The 15,133-nt window shown below is 62.4% G+C and carries 15 protein-coding genes; 3 read left to right on the top strand and 12 right to left on the bottom strand.

What is annotated here, in order from left to right:
* Positions 1-27: 27 nt before the first annotated feature.
* The 4 genes from U5A65_RS10305 to U5A65_RS10290 form a co-directional block, all read right to left on the bottom strand.
* On the bottom strand, positions 28-792 hold the full coding sequence (locus U5A65_RS10305; RefSeq protein ID WP_321909578.1) for an SDR family oxidoreductase: 765 nt from the start codon (positions 790-792) through the stop codon (positions 28-30).
* 46 nt (positions 793-838) lie between these two features.
* Positions 839-1,858 carry a phosphotransferase gene (locus tag U5A65_RS10300; RefSeq protein WP_321946213.1) on the bottom strand — a complete coding sequence of 340 codons (1,020 nt, stop codon included), beginning with the start codon at positions 1,856-1,858 and terminating at the stop codon, positions 839-841.
* A 22-nt stretch (positions 1,859-1,880) separates the two neighbouring features.
* A complete protein-coding gene (locus U5A65_RS10295) occupies positions 1,881-2,555 on the bottom strand; it encodes a histidine phosphatase family protein (RefSeq protein WP_321946212.1) in 675 nt (224 codons plus the stop codon).
* A gap of 100 nt (positions 2,556-2,655) precedes the next feature.
* Complete coding sequence (locus U5A65_RS10290; RefSeq protein ID WP_321909583.1) at positions 2,656-3,555, bottom strand: LysR family transcriptional regulator; 900 nt, start codon at positions 3,553-3,555, stop codon at positions 2,656-2,658.
* A gap of 237 nt (positions 3,556-3,792) precedes the next feature.
* Here U5A65_RS10290 and U5A65_RS10285 point away from each other — a divergent pair, with 237 nt between their 5' ends.
* The gene (locus U5A65_RS10285) at positions 3,793-4,671 is read left to right on the top strand and encodes a LysR family transcriptional regulator (protein ID WP_321909585.1); all 879 of its coding nucleotides are present in this window, start codon (positions 3,793-3,795) and stop codon (positions 4,669-4,671) included.
* Between the two features lie 9 nt (positions 4,672-4,680).
* Here the strand turns inward: U5A65_RS10285 and U5A65_RS10280 are convergent, their stop codons facing one another.
* Both U5A65_RS10280 and U5A65_RS10275 read right to left on the bottom strand, forming a co-directional pair.
* A complete protein-coding gene (locus tag U5A65_RS10280) occupies positions 4,681-5,772 on the bottom strand; it encodes a porin (protein ID WP_321946211.1) in 1,092 nt (363 codons plus the stop codon).
* 146 nt (positions 5,773-5,918) lie between these two features.
* Positions 5,919-7,334 (bottom strand): carboxylesterase/lipase family protein, encoded by a 1,416-nt coding sequence (locus U5A65_RS10275; protein WP_321946210.1) that lies wholly within the window; start codon positions 7,332-7,334, stop codon positions 5,919-5,921.
* Between the two features lie 136 nt (positions 7,335-7,470).
* On the opposite strand from U5A65_RS10275, the gene U5A65_RS10270 reads away from it, so the two are divergent.
* Positions 7,471-8,403: a LysR family transcriptional regulator gene (locus tag U5A65_RS10270; RefSeq protein ID WP_321933725.1), complete on the top strand. Its 933-nt coding sequence runs from the start codon at positions 7,471-7,473 to the stop codon at positions 8,401-8,403.
* 32 nt (positions 8,404-8,435) lie between these two features.
* Here U5A65_RS10270 and U5A65_RS10265 read toward each other — a convergent pair whose 3' ends face one another.
* From U5A65_RS10265 to antA, 5 genes are all read right to left on the bottom strand, one after another.
* The gene (locus U5A65_RS10265; protein ID WP_321946209.1) at positions 8,436-8,882 is read right to left on the bottom strand and encodes a helix-turn-helix domain-containing protein; all 447 of its coding nucleotides are present in this window, start codon (positions 8,880-8,882) and stop codon (positions 8,436-8,438) included.
* A complete protein-coding gene (locus U5A65_RS10260; protein ID WP_321946208.1) occupies positions 8,837-9,433 on the bottom strand; it encodes a hypothetical protein in 597 nt (198 codons plus the stop codon). The genes U5A65_RS10265 and U5A65_RS10260 overlap by 46 nt, the downstream gene beginning before the upstream one ends.
* A 96-nt stretch (positions 9,434-9,529) precedes the next feature.
* Positions 9,530-10,570 carry an anthranilate 1,2-dioxygenase electron transfer component AntC gene (antC, locus tag U5A65_RS10255; RefSeq protein ID WP_321946207.1) on the bottom strand — a complete coding sequence of 347 codons (1,041 nt, stop codon included), beginning with the start codon at positions 10,568-10,570 and terminating at the stop codon, positions 9,530-9,532.
* A gap of 16 nt (positions 10,571-10,586) precedes the next feature.
* Positions 10,587-11,084 (bottom strand): anthranilate 1,2-dioxygenase small subunit, encoded by a 498-nt coding sequence (gene antB, locus U5A65_RS10250; RefSeq protein WP_321946206.1) that lies wholly within the window; start codon positions 11,082-11,084, stop codon positions 10,587-10,589.
* Positions 11,085-11,087: 3 nt separating this feature from the next.
* Positions 11,088-12,476 carry an anthranilate 1,2-dioxygenase large subunit gene (gene antA, locus U5A65_RS10245; protein WP_321909596.1) on the bottom strand — a complete coding sequence of 463 codons (1,389 nt, stop codon included), beginning with the start codon at positions 12,474-12,476 and terminating at the stop codon, positions 11,088-11,090.
* 314 nt (positions 12,477-12,790) lie between these two features.
* Between antA and catA the strand changes: the two genes are divergently transcribed.
* Positions 12,791-13,726 (top strand): catechol 1,2-dioxygenase, encoded by a 936-nt coding sequence (gene catA / locus U5A65_RS10240; protein ID WP_321946205.1) that lies wholly within the window; start codon positions 12,791-12,793, stop codon positions 13,724-13,726.
* A gap of 6 nt (positions 13,727-13,732) precedes the next feature.
* On the opposite strand, the gene U5A65_RS10235 is transcribed toward catA, so the two are convergent.
* The gene (locus U5A65_RS10235; RefSeq protein WP_321946204.1) at positions 13,733-15,067 is read right to left on the bottom strand and encodes an MFS transporter; all 1,335 of its coding nucleotides are present in this window, start codon (positions 15,065-15,067) and stop codon (positions 13,733-13,735) included.
* Between the last annotated feature and the right edge of the window lie 66 nt (positions 15,068-15,133).

The following is a 15,133-nucleotide window of genomic DNA, read 5'->3' as shown; positions in this document are numbered from 1 at the left end:
GCGTCAGTGACGCGCGCCGCTCCATGGTCAGATCGTCAGGCCGCCGTCGACGACGATGCACTCGCCGTTGGTGTAGCTCGCCGCATCGGAGACGAGATACAGCACGGTGCCGGCCATTTCGCGAGGCTCCGCATGGCGGCGCAGCGGAATCTTCGCCATCCAGCTCTCGTACAGGGCCTCGTCCGCGAACAGGGCGCCTGCGAATTTCGTTTTGGTGAGGCCGGGCAGCAAGGCGTTCACGCGAATGCCGAGCGGGCCGCACTCCTTGGCGAACGCGCGCGTCATGTTGACCACGGCGGCCTTCGTGATCGAATAGATGCCTTGCTTGTCGCCAGGTTGCAGCGCATTGACGGAAGCCGTGTTGACGATCGCGCCGCCGCCGTGCTCGCGCATCAGCTTGCCCGCTTCGACCGACATGAAGAAGTAGCCACGCAAGTTGACCTCCACCGTCTTTTCGAAAGACGAAAGATCGGTGTCGAGAATGTGGCCGAAATACGGATTCGCCGCCGCGTTGTTCACGAGTATGTCCAGCCGGCCATGTTTCGCGCGAATATGCTGGAACACGCCTTGAATGTCGTCGAGACGCCCAACGTGGCACGGATACGCCTCGGCGCTGCCGCCCGTCTCCCTGATCTCGCGCGCCACGCTCTCGCAGTCATCGAGCTTGCGGCTCGAGACGATCACATGAGCGCCCTGTTCTGCAAGCAGCTTCGCGATTTCTTCGCCAATGCCACGGCTCGCGCCCGTGACCAGTGCAATCTTGCCGGTCAGATCGAACAAATTAGTAGTCACAACTGTCTCCTCAATGTATCCGCGCGTACGCGCCTAACGCCAGCCGTCAGATGACGTCGACGCCCATCCTCGCCAGCGAGCCGGCCATTTCACCGACCTGGCGCGCCTTCTCGTTCGATGCGTTGCCGCCCAGCGCACGCTTTTTCACGCCCTGCGCGATGGCGGCGAGCCGGAAGAAGCTGAACGCGAGGTAAAAATTCCACTTCTCGATCGACGCAATGCGCCGCAAGCTGCAATACCGCTCGACGATCGCGGCCTCGTCCGGCACGCCAAGCGCTGCCCGGTCCAGCCCCGCGAGACCGCCGATATGCCCTTTCGGCGGGAGCCGCAGGCACATGCAGAAGTACGCGAGGTCGGCGAGCGGATTGCCGAGCGTGGAGAGTTCCCAGTCGAGCACGGCGCGAACTTTTGGCGTGCCGCGGTGGAAAATCAGGTTGTCGATGCGAAAGTCGCCGTGCACGAGCGCGGGCTTGCCCGCTTCGGCCGGACAGTGCGCGGGCAGCCAGTCGATCAGCGCTTCCATGGCGTCGAGTTCATCGGTCTGCGCCGCGCGATACTGTTTGGTCCACACATCGACCTGACGCGAGAAGTAGTTGCCCGCGCGGCCATAATCGGCGAGTCCAACGGTCTCGACATCCACGTCGTGCAGGGCCGCCATCGTGCCGATCAGCGCGTCGTAGACGGCGCCGCGTGCTCCTGCGGCCAATGCGGGCAGGGACGGGTCCCAGTAGATTTCGCCGTCTTCGAAACTCATCACGTAGAACAGGCTGCCGATCACATCGCGGTCCTCGCACAGGTGCAAGGCCCGCGCGACGGGAACCGGCGTATCGCCAAGCGCACTCAGCACGCGGAATTCGCGGTCCACCGCATGCGCCGACTTGAGCAGTTCACCCGGCGGCTGACGCCGCAGCACATAGCGGCCGCTTTGCGCTTCGAGAAGAAACGTGGGGTTCGACTGTCCGCCAGCGAACTTCTCGACGGTCATGGGCCCCTGAAAGCCGGGCACGTGCGCGGCCAGATAGCGCGTGAGCGCGTCGACATCGAACTGAAGACTTGCATTCATCATGGAGCGGGCATCCGGATTCGAGTCAACCATAGGTGACGAGTTCGCGCCGCTCAGCCTGGTCGAGGTGCGGCAAGGTGTTGAAGGTGACCAGCGACACGGCGCTGTCGTTGAAGACGTACTGGCTCACGCTGCTGTTGCGGATCTGCATGTTGAGCGCGATGGCGGCCGCGGCGCTCGCCTGCAGAATCTGCTGCGTGAAGACGGCGATCGGGCCGCCCGAACTCACCACCAGCACGCGCTTGCCGCCCGCGCGCTGAATGGCAAGACGCGCGCGCTCGACGCGTGCCTGGAACTGCCCCCAGGTCTCGGGAACCCTCCCGGGCAGCTTATCCTCGGACCAAAGCTGCAAGACCTGCTTGAGCCCTTTGTAGAAGTCCTTCTTCGAGCCTTCGGCCTGCAGGCCGGGCGCGAGGCCGCTCTCGCCGAGCGCGGCAAAGAGGGCGCCAAAATCGTACTCGTTCAGATCCGCGTCCTGCACGATCTCCACGGGCGCGCCGCGCATCGCCGTGAGCAACGCGTCGGCCGTTTGCGCGTGCCGCCGCATCGTGCCGGTGACAACGCGATCGAACGTCAGGCCTGCCTGCGCGTAGTATTCGCCCAGCCAGCGCGACTGGGTGCCGCCAGCCGATGAAAGCTCGTCATAGTTTTCAGCGCCGAAAGACGCCTGCCCATGCCGTACCAGATAGAGTTCCGCCATGCCAACCTCGCTTGAACATGACTGCAACCATACCGGGGCGCGAAGTATTCAGGAAATTTATTCTTGTGATACTGCGGCATAACGATTCGTGACACCCCGGCTACTGCCGCTGCTTGCGCATGAGACGGCCGATCTGCTCGCGCAGCCAGCGATGCGCGGGGTCCGCCGTCACGCTGCGGTGCCAGTAGCCATGCGTCTCGAGATCGGGAAGATCGAACGGCAGCGCCAGGATGCGCGCGTCATAGCGCTTGAGCAGCATGAGCGGCGCGGTCAGCACGAGGTCGGTGCGCATCGCGATCAGGGGCGCGACGAGGTAGTGCTGGACGCGGGTCTGGATCGTGCGCCTCACGCCGAGCTTGTTGAGTTCCGTGTCGACGAGACCGGGCCCCTGCCGGCGGCTCGACACGTGAATATGGCCAAAGCGCAGGTAGTCGTCGATCGTCAGCTTCTTCTTCGCGAACGGATGCTCGTTGCGCACCATGCACGCGTAACGGTCGCTGCCGAGCGGCTCCTGTTCGAGATACGGGTCGTCGATGAGGGGCGCGTCGATCGCCAGATGGACTGCGCCGCTCGCGAGCGCTTCGGGCACGTCGCGGCGGGTCGTGAAGTAGCTTTCGATGCGGATGCCGGGCGCGAGGCGCTGCAGCACGTCTTCGAGCGCGGGCAGCAGCAACGCCTCGGTCAGGTCGTTCATGCTGAGCCGGAAGGTCCGCTGCGACGAAGCCGGATCGAAGCGTTCGCCGGCATGGGTGCTCGAATCGAGCAGTTGAAGCGCCTCGCGCACGCGGCCGATGATGTTCTCGGAAACCGGCGTGGGCATCATGCCGGCCGGCGTGCTGACAAAGAGCGGATCGTCGAATGCCTTGCGCATGCGCGCGAGCGCGTTGCTCACGGCGGGCTGCGTGATGAAAAGCAGTTCCGCTGCGCGCGTGAGGTTGCGCGTTCGATAGACGGCTTCGAAAACGACGAAGAGATTTAAATCGACTTTGGATGGGCGCATAGCCCGAGCCTAACCGCCCGGTCGCAATGCCGTCAATCGAGGGCGTGATCGGGAACCCCGCATCGCATGGCGTCGTGACCGCGAGCGGCAAGCCCCTCGCGGCTGCCCGAGTTGGACGTGGCTGAGCCGCCTGGCAAGTTCGTCGTCCCCCTGCGAATCGCTCCTGTTCAGTCGGCAAGCCGCCACGCGCAACCCCGGCGTATGATTTCCTCCAATGATGCTTGAGGGCCCTTCGCCATGAGCACGGGATATCAACACACCGGCCGCCTGCTCGATCTCGACGCCGTGCAGGCCTTCGTGCTGGTGGCCGACCTCAGCAGCTTCACGCGGGCGGCCGAGGTGCAGGACACCACGCAGTCGGCCATCAGCCTGAAAATCAAGCGGCTCGAGGAACGGCTCGGCAAGCGCTTGCTGGAACGAACGCCCCGGCACATTCAACTGCTGCCCGAAGGCGTGGCGTTTCTCTCTGCCGCGCGCGAGTTGCTGAGCGCACATGACCGCGCGTTGGCCAGCGACGTTCGCGAGCAGCGCAGCCTGCGCCTTGGCATCATCGATCACACCGCTGCGGAAGAGTTGATTCCCCTGCTTGCGCGCGTATCGAGCCACGACCCGACCTTGCGTGTGGAAGTGCGCATCGGCGCTTCGAGCGAGATGCTCGAAGCGTACGACGCCGGCGAACTCGACGCTGCCTACGCGCGGCGCGACCCGGCACGGCGCGATGCGGAGCGCCTCTTCGTCGAGCACTGCGCATGGTTCGCGGCGCCGCAGTGGTCGCCCAACCCGGACGAGCCGTTGCGCGTGGCTTCGCTATCCGCACCGTGCGGGGTGCGCGCCAACGCGCTCAAGGCGCTGGACGAAGCCGGCATCCCGTGGACCGAGGTGTTTGTCGGCGGCGGTATCGGCACGGTTGGCGCGGCCGTCATGGCAGGACTCGCCGTGGCGCCGTTGACGAGACGAGGACGGCCGCCGCGCGCGGTGGACGTGGGCAGCCGCTTCGGATTGCCGCCGCTCGCACCGATCGAAATCGCGGTCTACACGCGCGTACGCGACGCGTCCTTGAAAGAAGCCATTCGCATTTTTGGCGCCGCGCTGCGCAATGCGAATACGCGCTTCTGAAGGCAGGGGTCAGAACTTCTGCTGCAAGCCGACCATCACGCCAAGCTGGTTCATGCCGGTCGCGACCGTACCGCCAGCCGCGACCGCGTTCGCGGCCTGTGCACTGTTGAACATGTAACCCACCGACGTGTACACCATGGTGCGCTTCGAGAACAGGTAATTCACGCGCCCGATGAGTAGCGTCGAGTTGGCGTCCTTCGCGCCCTGAGAGCCGCGCTGAAGATAGCGCACGCCCTGCGTGTCGAAGAAGAACGCGGGCGTGACATAGTACGTGGCCCCCGCAAAGAAGATATCGGTCTGCAAATGGGTGGCGGCCGCGAGGTTGTTCCTGATCCACCCAAAACCGATCTTCGCCGAGCCCAATATCACGTAACCATCGACGATGTTGTGCGTATCCGTGTAGCGGCTGTTGTTCAGCGGCGCCGTGGCGCCCGCGCCGCCGCGCAATACGTCATACGAGGCCGCCACGCCAAAGCTCGCCGAATCGTATGCGAGGAGCGCCGTATATTGACGGCACGCCAGCATATTGCCTGGAACCTGCCCGGGGCAGTTGGTTGCACTGGGTCCGGCTGGGCCCGCGGCGTCGCGGCCGAAGCTGTAAGTGCCGCCAATCGTGACGCCGTGGAATTTGCCCATATAGCCAATCGCGTTATCGCTGCGGGCGTTCGGCAGATAGGAATCGAAGACGCTCAGCGAATGAATCGACGGGCCAATCACATCCGCGTTGAACAGCGCGTACATCGTCATGCCCATCTGCCTGCCGAGCGTGATCGAGCCGTAATCGCTGCTGATACCCACGTTCGACTGAATGCCGAAGAGCCGGCCGCCGTAATTCAACGTGCCGTTGGTGGGCTGAAAGCCATTCTCCAGCACGAAGAAGGTCTTGAATCCGCCGCCCAGGTCCTCAGTGCCCTTCAGGCCCCAGCGCGAAGGCAGCCGCCCGGTCAGCGAAGCCATGCCGACGAACGTCCCGCCGCTGGCCGTCGCATGGTTATAGTACGAGAGGCCCGTATCGATAATTCCATAAAGCGTGACGCTGCTCTGGGCGTGCGCGAGCCCTGTCACCGCGACCAGCAACGCGGCACTCCACTTCATCTTCATGACGTTCTTGTCTCCAGGTTCGGCAATGTTTCGCCGTATTTATTTGGATTACTTAGTAATTGCTCGAATATCTTCTCAATGATCTACGACTCATGACGATTGCGAGACGATTGTGCTAGCCTCGGCTCGCAATCGGCGCCAGCACGTCAGTCGAAATACATCAAATCGCCATCATCGCCGTTGAACGCTTTCCACGCCGGCAAGCCCGCGCCATTCGGATTACCGGACTCCACAAAATTCAGAAAGTGACTCTGAATTCGGGCCGACAACGCGCGGCTGTGCGGCTCGTCGATGCCTTCGAGCATGGGTGCCTCAATCCAGTTCTCAAAATTGCCAAAGAAGAACGGCAATTCAAGGCAATGGCAAGCGCCCACATCCGGCTGTGGAGAGGGAAAATCGAACCGATAGGCGAATACGCCGCTTCCCGCTTCGGCCATGCGCTTTGCAAAACGCCGCGTTGGCCCCACGATCAGCTTTTCCGAGCTCAACTCGACCAACGCGGCATAAGGCTTCCGCTCAAACCGGCCTTCGGCCACGCGCTCGTATCGAGCTTCCGCAGCGTCGCCGAATTCGTCCTTGAACTTCTGCAGGGCCTGTTCCTGCGTCGCTCCAAGGAGCGCTGGGCTGCTCGCAAAAAAACTGCCGGACTCATCGCGTGTCCAGCCTATGAAGACCGGTTTGCCTCCGAAGCGCTCCTGAGCATCTGCGCCGGGGTCCGCTGGCACGTTGCCGCTCGCTACCGACATGAACGCGATGGGAACCTCGGCAAACGTCGCCACGGCGCCAGTCAGCCGGGTTTGTGCTTGCAGGATGTCCTCGACAGGCATCGTGAGCAGTTCCTCGCCACTAGTAGCAATGCCAGCGGTTTCGCACAACTGCTCCGCAATCGTCTGTGCTTTAGACGGCGCCATCGGCTGAAGGCCCGGATAGCTGAGCATGGCAATCGCCTTCACCAGCCCATGGGTCGACGGCATCGATGCCAGCAGCTGCGCGAACCAGGCGCCCGCCGACTGGCCCGCTACGACGATGGAATCCGGGTCGCCGCCGAAGCTGGCGATGTTCTTCCTGACCCACTGAAGCGCCAGTTCAAGATCCGAAACGGCAAGATTGCCCGCCGATATGCCCTCCATATAGAGGTTGCCCAGCACGCCGAGCCGATAGTTCATCGTCACGACCACCGCGCGGCCAAGACCGGCGAGCGATTCGCCCGAGTAGCATGGCAGCGCCCCGCCGGTCATGAACCCGCCGCCGTGGATCCAGAACACGACCGGCAATTTTCCAGTGAGGTCGGGCGTAAAAACATTCAGCCTGAAAGCATCTTCGGACTGCTCAACGCCTCGAGCCGTCGGTCCCATGACGAAATCCAGGCGGCTTGGCAATTGAGGAAAGACCGGGCCAGGTCGGGTAGAATTTCGCTGACCGTTCCAGCGCGCTGGTTCTGTGGCGGGCCGAAAGCGCCCGCCATTCGCCGCGTAGGGAATATCGAAGAACGTGTGTACACCATCGTTGGTCACGCCTTCGAGTACGCCCTGCTCGCATTGGGCAAGTACGGTGCCCTTCATGTAGCCTCCTTTGTCTTGCGCACTCGCGCACATAGGTTTATCGCATCCGACAACCACGAGCTTACGGATCGACAGCGGAAAGAAAATGGAATTCTTCGCCGCCCCCCCATGACAAAAGTTCAACCCGGCCCGGATCATGAACTCACTGCAACAACGCCTGAAGCTCCGTCACATCACCGTCGTGGTGGAAATCGCGCGGCTAGGCAGCCTGCAAAAAGCGGCTGAAGCGCAGAACGTCAGTCAGTCCGCGCTTTCCAAGGCGTTGGCCGAGATCGAGGGGATAGTCGGTGCGCAGCTTTTTGAACGCACGCCGAGCGGAATGCGCCCGACCCTTTACGGCGAAACCCTCGTGCGTCACGGCCATCTGATCGCGAGCGACGTTCAGCGAGCGGAGGCCGAACTCGAGGCATTGCTGAATGGGGATATCGGCAACCTGTCGATAGGCATCTTTTCGCCGCTTACCTGGTGGGGGACGCTATCGGATTGCGTGAGCGACTTTCGGATCAAGTGGCCACGCGTGCGACTAGCGCTGCGCGAAGGTTCGATGGAAATGTTGCTGGAGAATCTCGACCAGGACCTTGTGGATATTGTGATCGGGCGGATGGCCAGTGGATTCGGCAGCGAACTCTATAAACTCGAAATGTTGAAGCGTGACATGCCCGTCTTTCTCGCCCAGCGAGGACACGCTTCGACTTTGAAGCCGGTGGCGCTTCACGAGCTTCTGGACTATCCGTGGATACTCCCGCCCCAGCCGAATATCATCAGGCAACAGCTCGAGTTCGCGATTCGGGACATGGGGCTGGCCATGCCGCCGAATGTGTTGTCGTCGCAGGTGTCGCCGCTGGCCTTCCGTCTGGCCAGCCAGAGCGATGCCCTCGTCCTCTCGTCCGAATGCATCGCCGATGAGCTATGCGCCCAATATCGCCTGCAACTCGTGCAATGTGAATTGCCGCTCCATATCGGGCCTCTCGTCGCCATCACGCGTAGCGATAAACCGCTCACGCACGCATCGGCAACTTTTCTAAGGGAGCTTAAAGGGCGATTAGGCCACGCCCAAATGGAGGAGTGAGTTTGACTGCGCGCGACTGAACAGCGGACAACCTAGCGCCTCACCGCACGCTTGAGGGTTTGCGACGGCGTTTCGCCAAAGAGCTGCTTGTAATCGTTGGAAAAGCGGCCGAGATGCGAAAAGCCCCAGTTCATCGCGATGGAAGAAACATTGCGCTCGGAGCAGTCGGAAAGAATTTCGCGCCGCACGGCTTCGAGCCTGTACTTCTTCAGATAGGCCATAGGCGCGTGCCCGAAGTGCTGCCCGAAGCCTTCGAACAGCTTGTAGCGCGAGACGCCCGCTGCGCGCTCGATGTCTTCGAGTGCAATGTTTTCACGAGCGTTGTCGTGGATAAACTGTTTCGCGCGCAACAAATAATGCGGACACGCTGGGCGCATTGCATCGGCAAGCGCCTGCGAGTAGTTGTGCGGCTGCGAGAGCAACAGCCCCTTGATCAGCGCCTGTTCGAGATCGCCCACCATCTGCTGATGATTGAGCAACGGGCCGGCGCTCCCCATTTCGGCCAGCAGGAACTTGACCATGCGCACCACGATGCCTGATCGCCGTCGGCGGCATTCATCTGCGGCTCGAACGTCAACGCGGCCTCGAGCGGCCGCTGCAATAGCCCTTCCAGCACCTGACGCAAGGCCGGGCTCGGAATCGACACGATGATCTTGCGGCAATTGCCCGTGATCGCAAGGTCCTGCGTCTCATGCGGCGACAGCACGAGGCCGCTGTCCTGGTCCGATAACCACAGGCGGCCGTGCGCGGCAAGTTCCTGTTGCCCCGTGAGCGGCAAACTCACGCTATAGCAGTTGAGCGGTGCATCGTTGTGCACGGAGACGGTGACGTCGGTGCCGTACTCGACGTAGCCCAATGTGCTCGCCATGGAGCGCATTACCGTGCCGCTATGATGGAATTGCAGTGCCTTCGGGCTGCGAACCTGCAGCCCATGCGGTCCGCAAATCGACGCCATCCAGTCGCGCGCGCCTTCGAGGTCGTGACGCAGTGCGTCAATACCTCGGCTGTCGTGGGCGGCGGGGGTTGGCATGGTGTATCACTGAGCGATGGGGGAATGCTCAATGGTAAACCACGCCACGCGCGGACAAAATAACGAAACACCCCGAGTGCGTACAACCCCGCAGCGTTACACAGCGGTTTGCGCGCTGTTGCTGTCCCCAAATTTTTCGTAGTAAAGACGGTGGTCGTCGAGGCTTGCGTTCGCGAGCCATGTCTTGATTGCCTCGACCATCGGCGGCGGGCCGCACACATACATGTCGAACGGGTTCGCTTCGAGCATCTCGCGATCAAAGTGTTCGGGAATGAGCCCAGTCTTGCCTTGCCATACTTCAGACGGATTCATCACCACGATATCGCACGCGAAGTTTGCAATGCGCTCCTCGTACGCCTTCAAACGATCGAGTTCGCACAGGTCACGCGCGTTCGTCACGCCATAGTAGAGGTGAACCTTCTGGCCACAGCCGCCCTTGTGCGCGAGATCGTCGAGCATGCCCAAAAAGGCCGAGAGCCCCGTGCCGCCTGCCACCATCACGAGCGGCCGTTCGACCTGCCGCAGATAGAACGTGCCGAGCGGCGCCTCGAATTCGACGCTCTGCCCCGGCTCGCAGCGCTCGCGCATGTAGTTGCTCATTGCGCCATCGGGCAACAGGCGAATCAGGAACTGAAGCTGGTTGTTGTCGTCGGGCCGGTTGGCAAACGAATACGAACGCCACACGTCTGCACCCGGCACTTTCAGGCGCGCATACTGCCCGGGCAGGAAGTCGAGCCGACCTGAGTGAGCACTTGCGTCCAGATGCAGGATCGCCGTTGTTTCGGATACCTGCTTAACGGCCGTGACACGGCCCGTGATCGACGTGGTGCCGCCCGCGCTGCACAGGCTCGAATCGAAGTCGAAGTAAAACGACGCGCCCGATTGCACACGCGTCTGGCAGGACAGGATCTTGCGCGCGGCGAGATCGTCGGCGGACAGGGTTTCTTCGTCGACATAGTCGAGCGTATAGCTGCCCGATTCGCAGCGCCCCTGGCAGGTTCCGCACACGCCCTCACGGCAATCGAGCGGAATGCTCACACCATTGCGCAGCGCGGCGTCGAGCAGGAGTTCGCCCGAGCGGACATCGAAGAACACGGTCTTGCCGTCGGCAAAACTAAAGGCGACCTTGTGGCTCATTTCGTGGCACTCCCGCTTACAGATGGTAGAAGTCGAGCACGGCGTTGATCGTGTCGTTGAGCAGCAGGACATGCTTGCGCGCGATCTTCCAGGTGTCGCCGTCCGGGCGCAACTGATACGTGACGCGTCCGAAGAAGTGTTCGGCAACGCCATGGCGCGCGTAAAACGTGGCCCAGTTGGCCTTCACTTCCAGCTCGCCGTTTTCGCACTCCGCGATACGCACATTGGTGATCTGGTGCAGCGTGCGCGGCAGCGGCGTCGACGCTGCCGACTTGCCCGTGCGCAGGCGGAACACGCGATCTTCGAGACCCGTGCGGTTCGAGTAGTAGATGAGCGACATGCCGCGCTTCGGGTCGGTCGTGTACACGTGCTCGGAGTCCCATTGGGGCACATGAAATTCGCTGTGTTCGTCGAACAGGTCGAGGTACTCGTCCCAGCTCTGCGCGTCGCAAAGCTCGGCCTTGCGATACAAAAACTGCTCGACCGCGTGTTGCTGCGCGTGCGTGATGGCCATGGCTCAAGCCTCCTTCGTGTTGTTCGATTGCTGTGCGAGGCCCTTCAGGAGATACGTCTGCCACGCGCCGTGCTGGTTGACGTAAAGGCCCTCGTGGGTCAGCTCCGTGCCGCACAGCACAGGCTCGATGCCGAGCAGGCGCGCACTCGCCGTCTCGCCCGCCACCCACTTGTGATGACCGCGCGAGATATCGCTCCAGCGCTCTAGACGCGCCTGGAAGCCGCGTTGCTGCTCGCGGAATTCCACGAGATCGTCCGGCGTGCCCATGCCTGAAACATTGAAGAAGTCTTCGAACTGGCGAATGCGGCTTTCGCGGTCCTGATCCGATTCGCCCTTCACGCCGATACACTGGCTGATGACCTCCGTTTTATTCCAGGCGACCGGACGCACGATACGCAACTGCGAGCTGATCTGATCCATGAAAAAGAGGCTCGGATAGACGTTCAGGTTGCGCAGCCGATGCATCATCCATTCGGCCTTCTCTTGACCATATGTCTCGACGAGGCGCGGCATGACGCTCGCATAGCCGGGGCGCACGCTCGGGTTCGGCATGTCGCTGAACAACACGCTATGGCCGTTCTTGAACGCGAACCAGCCGTCGTCGGTCTCGGCATCGCCCGCGCCTAGCTTGCTGTAGTCGAGCGTGCCATTCGCCGCGCCGCCGTTCTGCGCGTTCGCCTCTTGACGGCGCTGCACCGTGGCGACGTAGTTGTAGTGGACCGTGCTCACGTGATAGCCGTCGAGGCCATTCTCGTTCTGCAGTTTCCAGTTACCTTCGAACGTATAGGCCGACTTGCCCGGCAGCACCTCGAGTTCGCCCGTGGGCGATTGCGCGACCATCATGTCGAGGAAGATGCGCGAGTCGCCCAGGTATTCTTCGATCGTATCGGTCCCATCGACGTCGAGGCTGATGAACACGAAGCCCTTGTAACTCGCGATACGCGCCTTCTTGAGGCCGCGCGTGGACTTGTCGAAGTCTTCGCAGTACTCGCCGGGCGCCTTGACCTTGACGAGGCGTCCATCGCTCTTGTAGCACCACGCATGGAACGGGCACGTGAAGGTCGACTGATTGCCCTTGCCCATGCGCGTGAGCGTCGCGCCGCGATGCTGGCACGCGTTGATCATCGCGTTGAGCTGGCCATTGCCGTCGCGCGAAATGATCATCGGCTGGCGACCGGCGCGCATCGTCATGAAGTCATGGGGCTTGGGGATCTCGCTCTCGTGGCACGCGTAGATCCAGTTCTTCTCGAAGATGAACTCCATCTCCAGGTCGAACAGTTGCGGCTCCGTGAACATCTCCCGCGCAATGCGATAGACGCCTTCTGCCGGACGGAAATCTAGGCATCCGCCAACGAAATCCTGCCATTGCGACGCGATTTTCTCTGTGCTCACGATGGGTTCTCCTCCTGCCATTTAGCGGTCTTGCGACCAGGTCCTTGATGAGCTGGATTGAATACCCACGGCGGCGCCGGCGCTATCCGCCTGGTCGGCGTTCGCTATCCGCTTTTTTTGCCGCGCGTTTTCCTCGTGGCCGGACGTGGCTTTGCGACGCCCGGCGGCCGGCCATGCACAGGCCGCTTCAAAGCGGTTTCGCGCCCGCGCCGAAAAAAACGGATAGTGAGTGTCGACCAGGTGGATAGCGCCTGCGCGGGCCCGGATATCTAATGCGCTCAACGCCCCCCTAAAACCAGTTGGAGACAGTCATCATGAGCGTGAAAGTATTCGAAACCAGCGAAGTGCAAGACCTGTTGAAGGCCGCCACGAACGTGGATGGCAACGGCGGCAGTACGCGTTTCAAGCAGATTGCCCACCGCCTGCTGAGCGATCTGTTCAAGGCGATCGACGATCTCGACATCACCCCCGATGAGGTCTGGACCGGCATCAACTATCTGAACAAGCTCGGCCAGGACGGCGAAGCGGCGCTGCTCGCGGCTGGCATCGGACTGGAAAAGTATCTGGACATCCGCATGGACGCCGCCGACGAGCAAGCGGGCATCCGCGGCGGCACGCCGCGCACGATCGAAGGCCCCTTGTACGTTGCGGGCGCGCCAGTGCGCGACAGCGTTTCGCGAATCGACCTCGACGCCGATGAGCAAGCAGGCCCGCTCGTGATTCACGGCACGGTCACGGGCCCGGACGGCAAGCCGGTAGCAGGCGCCGTGGTCGAATGCTGGCATGCCAACTCGAAGGGCTTCTACTCGCACTTCGACCCGACCGGCGCGCAGAGCGACTTCAACCTGCGCGGCGCGGTGAGGACCGGCGCCGACGGCAAATACGCATTCCGCACGCTCATGCCCGTGGGCTACGGCTGCCCGCCGCAAGGCGCCACGCAGCAGTTGTTGAACGCGCTGGACCGTCACGGTGAGCGTCCGGCGCACGTGCACTTCTTCGTCACGAGCGACGCTCACCGCAAGCTGACCACGCAGTTCAACGTCGAGGGCGATCCGCTGATCTGGGACGACTTCGCCTACGCAACGCGTGAAGCGTTGATTCCGCCGGTGACGGAAAAGACCGGCGGCGCCGCGCTCGGGCTGAAGGCCGACGTGTACAAGGACATCGAGTTCAACCTCACGCTGACGCCGTTCGTTCAGGGCAAGGACAACCAGATCGTCAACCGGTTGCGCGCTGCCGCTGTGGCATAACTGGCGTCAAACCGGCGAAGGCGCCGACTCCACCTGTCCCGCACGCCGCCGATACAACCAGAGCGTCGCCGCGAACCCGCACAGCGCGGCAAAGCTGAGCCAGTAGCCCGGCGCAGCTTTGTCGCGCGTGATCTCGATCAGGTACGTCGACACCGCCGGCGTGAAGCCGCCAAACAGCGCCGTCGCCAGACTGAACGCCAGCGAGAAGCCGGCTACGCGCACCTGGGCCGGCATGACTTCGGTGAGCGCGGCGACCATCGCGCCGTTGTACATGCCGAAGAAAAACGAGAACCACAGCAGCACGATCAGCATGCGGCCAAAACTCGGCGCAACGGCAAGCCACGAAAGCGCCGGATACGCCGTGAGTATCGCCAGCGTGGAGATGGCGAGCAGGATCGGCTTGCGGCCTATGCGATCGGAAAGCGCGCCGCCAATGGGAAGCCACGCGAAGTTCGATATGCCCACGAAGAGCGTCACAATCAGCGTGTCGGCCGTGGAGAGCTTGAGTACGGCTTTGCCGAAGGTCGGCGTATAGACGGTGATGAGATAGAACGTCGTGGTCGTCATCGCCGTGAGCAGCATGCCGGCGATCACCGTGCGCCAGTTGACCAGCAGCATCGCGAAGATTTCGCGCGCGCCCGGGTGATGCGGACGCGCTGCGAACGCAGCGGTCTCCTGCAGCGAACGGCGCAGAATGAAGAGAAACGGCACGATCGCGCAGCCGATGAAAAACGGAATGCGCCAGCCCCACGCTCCGATCTGCTGCGCGGAAAGCCACTGATTCAACGCGTAGCCGAGCGCAGCCGCCATGACGATCGCGACCTGCTGGCTCGCCGATTGCCAGCTCGTGTAAAAGCCCTTGTTTCCGGGCGTCGCCATTTCCGCGAGATACACCGAAACCCCGCCGAGCTCCGCGCCCGCCGAAAAGCCCTGCAACAGCCGGCCGAGCAGCACGAGCGCGGGCGCAAGCAGGCCGATGCTCGCGTAGCCCGGCACGCAGGCGATCAGGATCGTGCCGCTCGCCATGATGGAAAGCGTGACGATCAGGCCCATGCGCCGCCCCACTTTGTCGATATAGGCGCCGAGCAAAATCGCGCCGAGCGGACGCATGAGGAAGCCCGCGCCGAATACGGCGAAGGTCAGCATCAACGAGGCATATTCACTCGACGAAGGGAAGAAGATCTTCGAGATCGACGTGGCGTAGAAGCCAAACAGAAAGAAGTCGAACTGTTCGAGGAAGTTGCCGCTCGTGACGCGCAGCACGGCCGCTGCCCGCGAGGCACGCGAGGCTTGCGAGGCGCCGTGTACGCCCGAAATGGCGCTCGGCTCTGTGGGGTTCATGGGACGTCTCCTGTGGTTGTTGATGTCGTGCGGGGGAGCATGACGCTCCCCCGTTTTTGCCCGCTT

The sequence above is a fragment of the Paraburkholderia sp. J10-1 genome, from assembly GCF_905220165.1.
In the GTDB taxonomy this organism is placed as follows: domain Bacteria; phylum Pseudomonadota; class Gammaproteobacteria; order Burkholderiales; family Burkholderiaceae; genus Paraburkholderia.
Note: the sequence above shows the minus strand (reverse complement) of the source record. Positions and strands in the feature narration are given on the sequence as shown.

What these genes read in the sequence shown, in the direction of transcription:
- U5A65_RS10275 (WP_321946210.1), bottom strand. Translation starts at nt 7,334, where the DNA reads ATGAAGGGCACCGTACTTGCCCAATGCGAGCAGGGCGTACTCGAAGGC.
- catA (WP_321946205.1), top strand. Translation starts at nt 12,791, where the DNA reads ATGAGCGTGAAAGTATTCGAAACCAGCGAAGTGCAAGACCTGTTGAAG.
- U5A65_RS10270 (WP_321933725.1), top strand. Translation starts at nt 7,471, where the DNA reads ATGAACTCACTGCAACAACGCCTGAAGCTCCGTCACATCACCGTCGTG.
- U5A65_RS10235 (WP_321946204.1), bottom strand. Translation starts at nt 15,067, where the DNA reads ATGAACCCCACAGAGCCGAGCGCCATTTCGGGCGTACACGGCGCCTCG.
- U5A65_RS10290 (WP_321909583.1), bottom strand. Translation starts at nt 3,555, where the DNA reads ATGCGCCCATCCAAAGTCGATTTAAATCTCTTCGTCGTTTTCGAAGCC.
- U5A65_RS10300 (WP_321946213.1), bottom strand. Translation starts at nt 1,858, where the DNA reads ATGATGAATGCAAGTCTTCAGTTCGATGTCGACGCGCTCACGCGCTAT.
- U5A65_RS10285 (WP_321909585.1), top strand. Translation starts at nt 3,793, where the DNA reads ATGAGCACGGGATATCAACACACCGGCCGCCTGCTCGATCTCGACGCC.
- U5A65_RS10260 (WP_321946208.1), bottom strand. Translation starts at nt 9,433, where the DNA reads ATGCCAACCCCCGCCGCCCACGACAGCCGAGGTATTGACGCACTGCGT.
- U5A65_RS10295 (WP_321946212.1), bottom strand. Translation starts at nt 2,555, where the DNA reads ATGGCGGAACTCTATCTGGTACGGCATGGGCAGGCGTCTTTCGGCGCT.
- antB (WP_321946206.1), bottom strand. Translation starts at nt 11,084, where the DNA reads ATGGCCATCACGCACGCGCAGCAACACGCGGTCGAGCAGTTTTTGTAT.
- antC (WP_321946207.1), bottom strand. Translation starts at nt 10,570, where the DNA reads ATGAGCCACAAGGTCGCCTTTAGTTTTGCCGACGGCAAGACCGTGTTC.
- U5A65_RS10280 (WP_321946211.1), bottom strand. Translation starts at nt 5,772, where the DNA reads ATGAAGATGAAGTGGAGTGCCGCGTTGCTGGTCGCGGTGACAGGGCTC.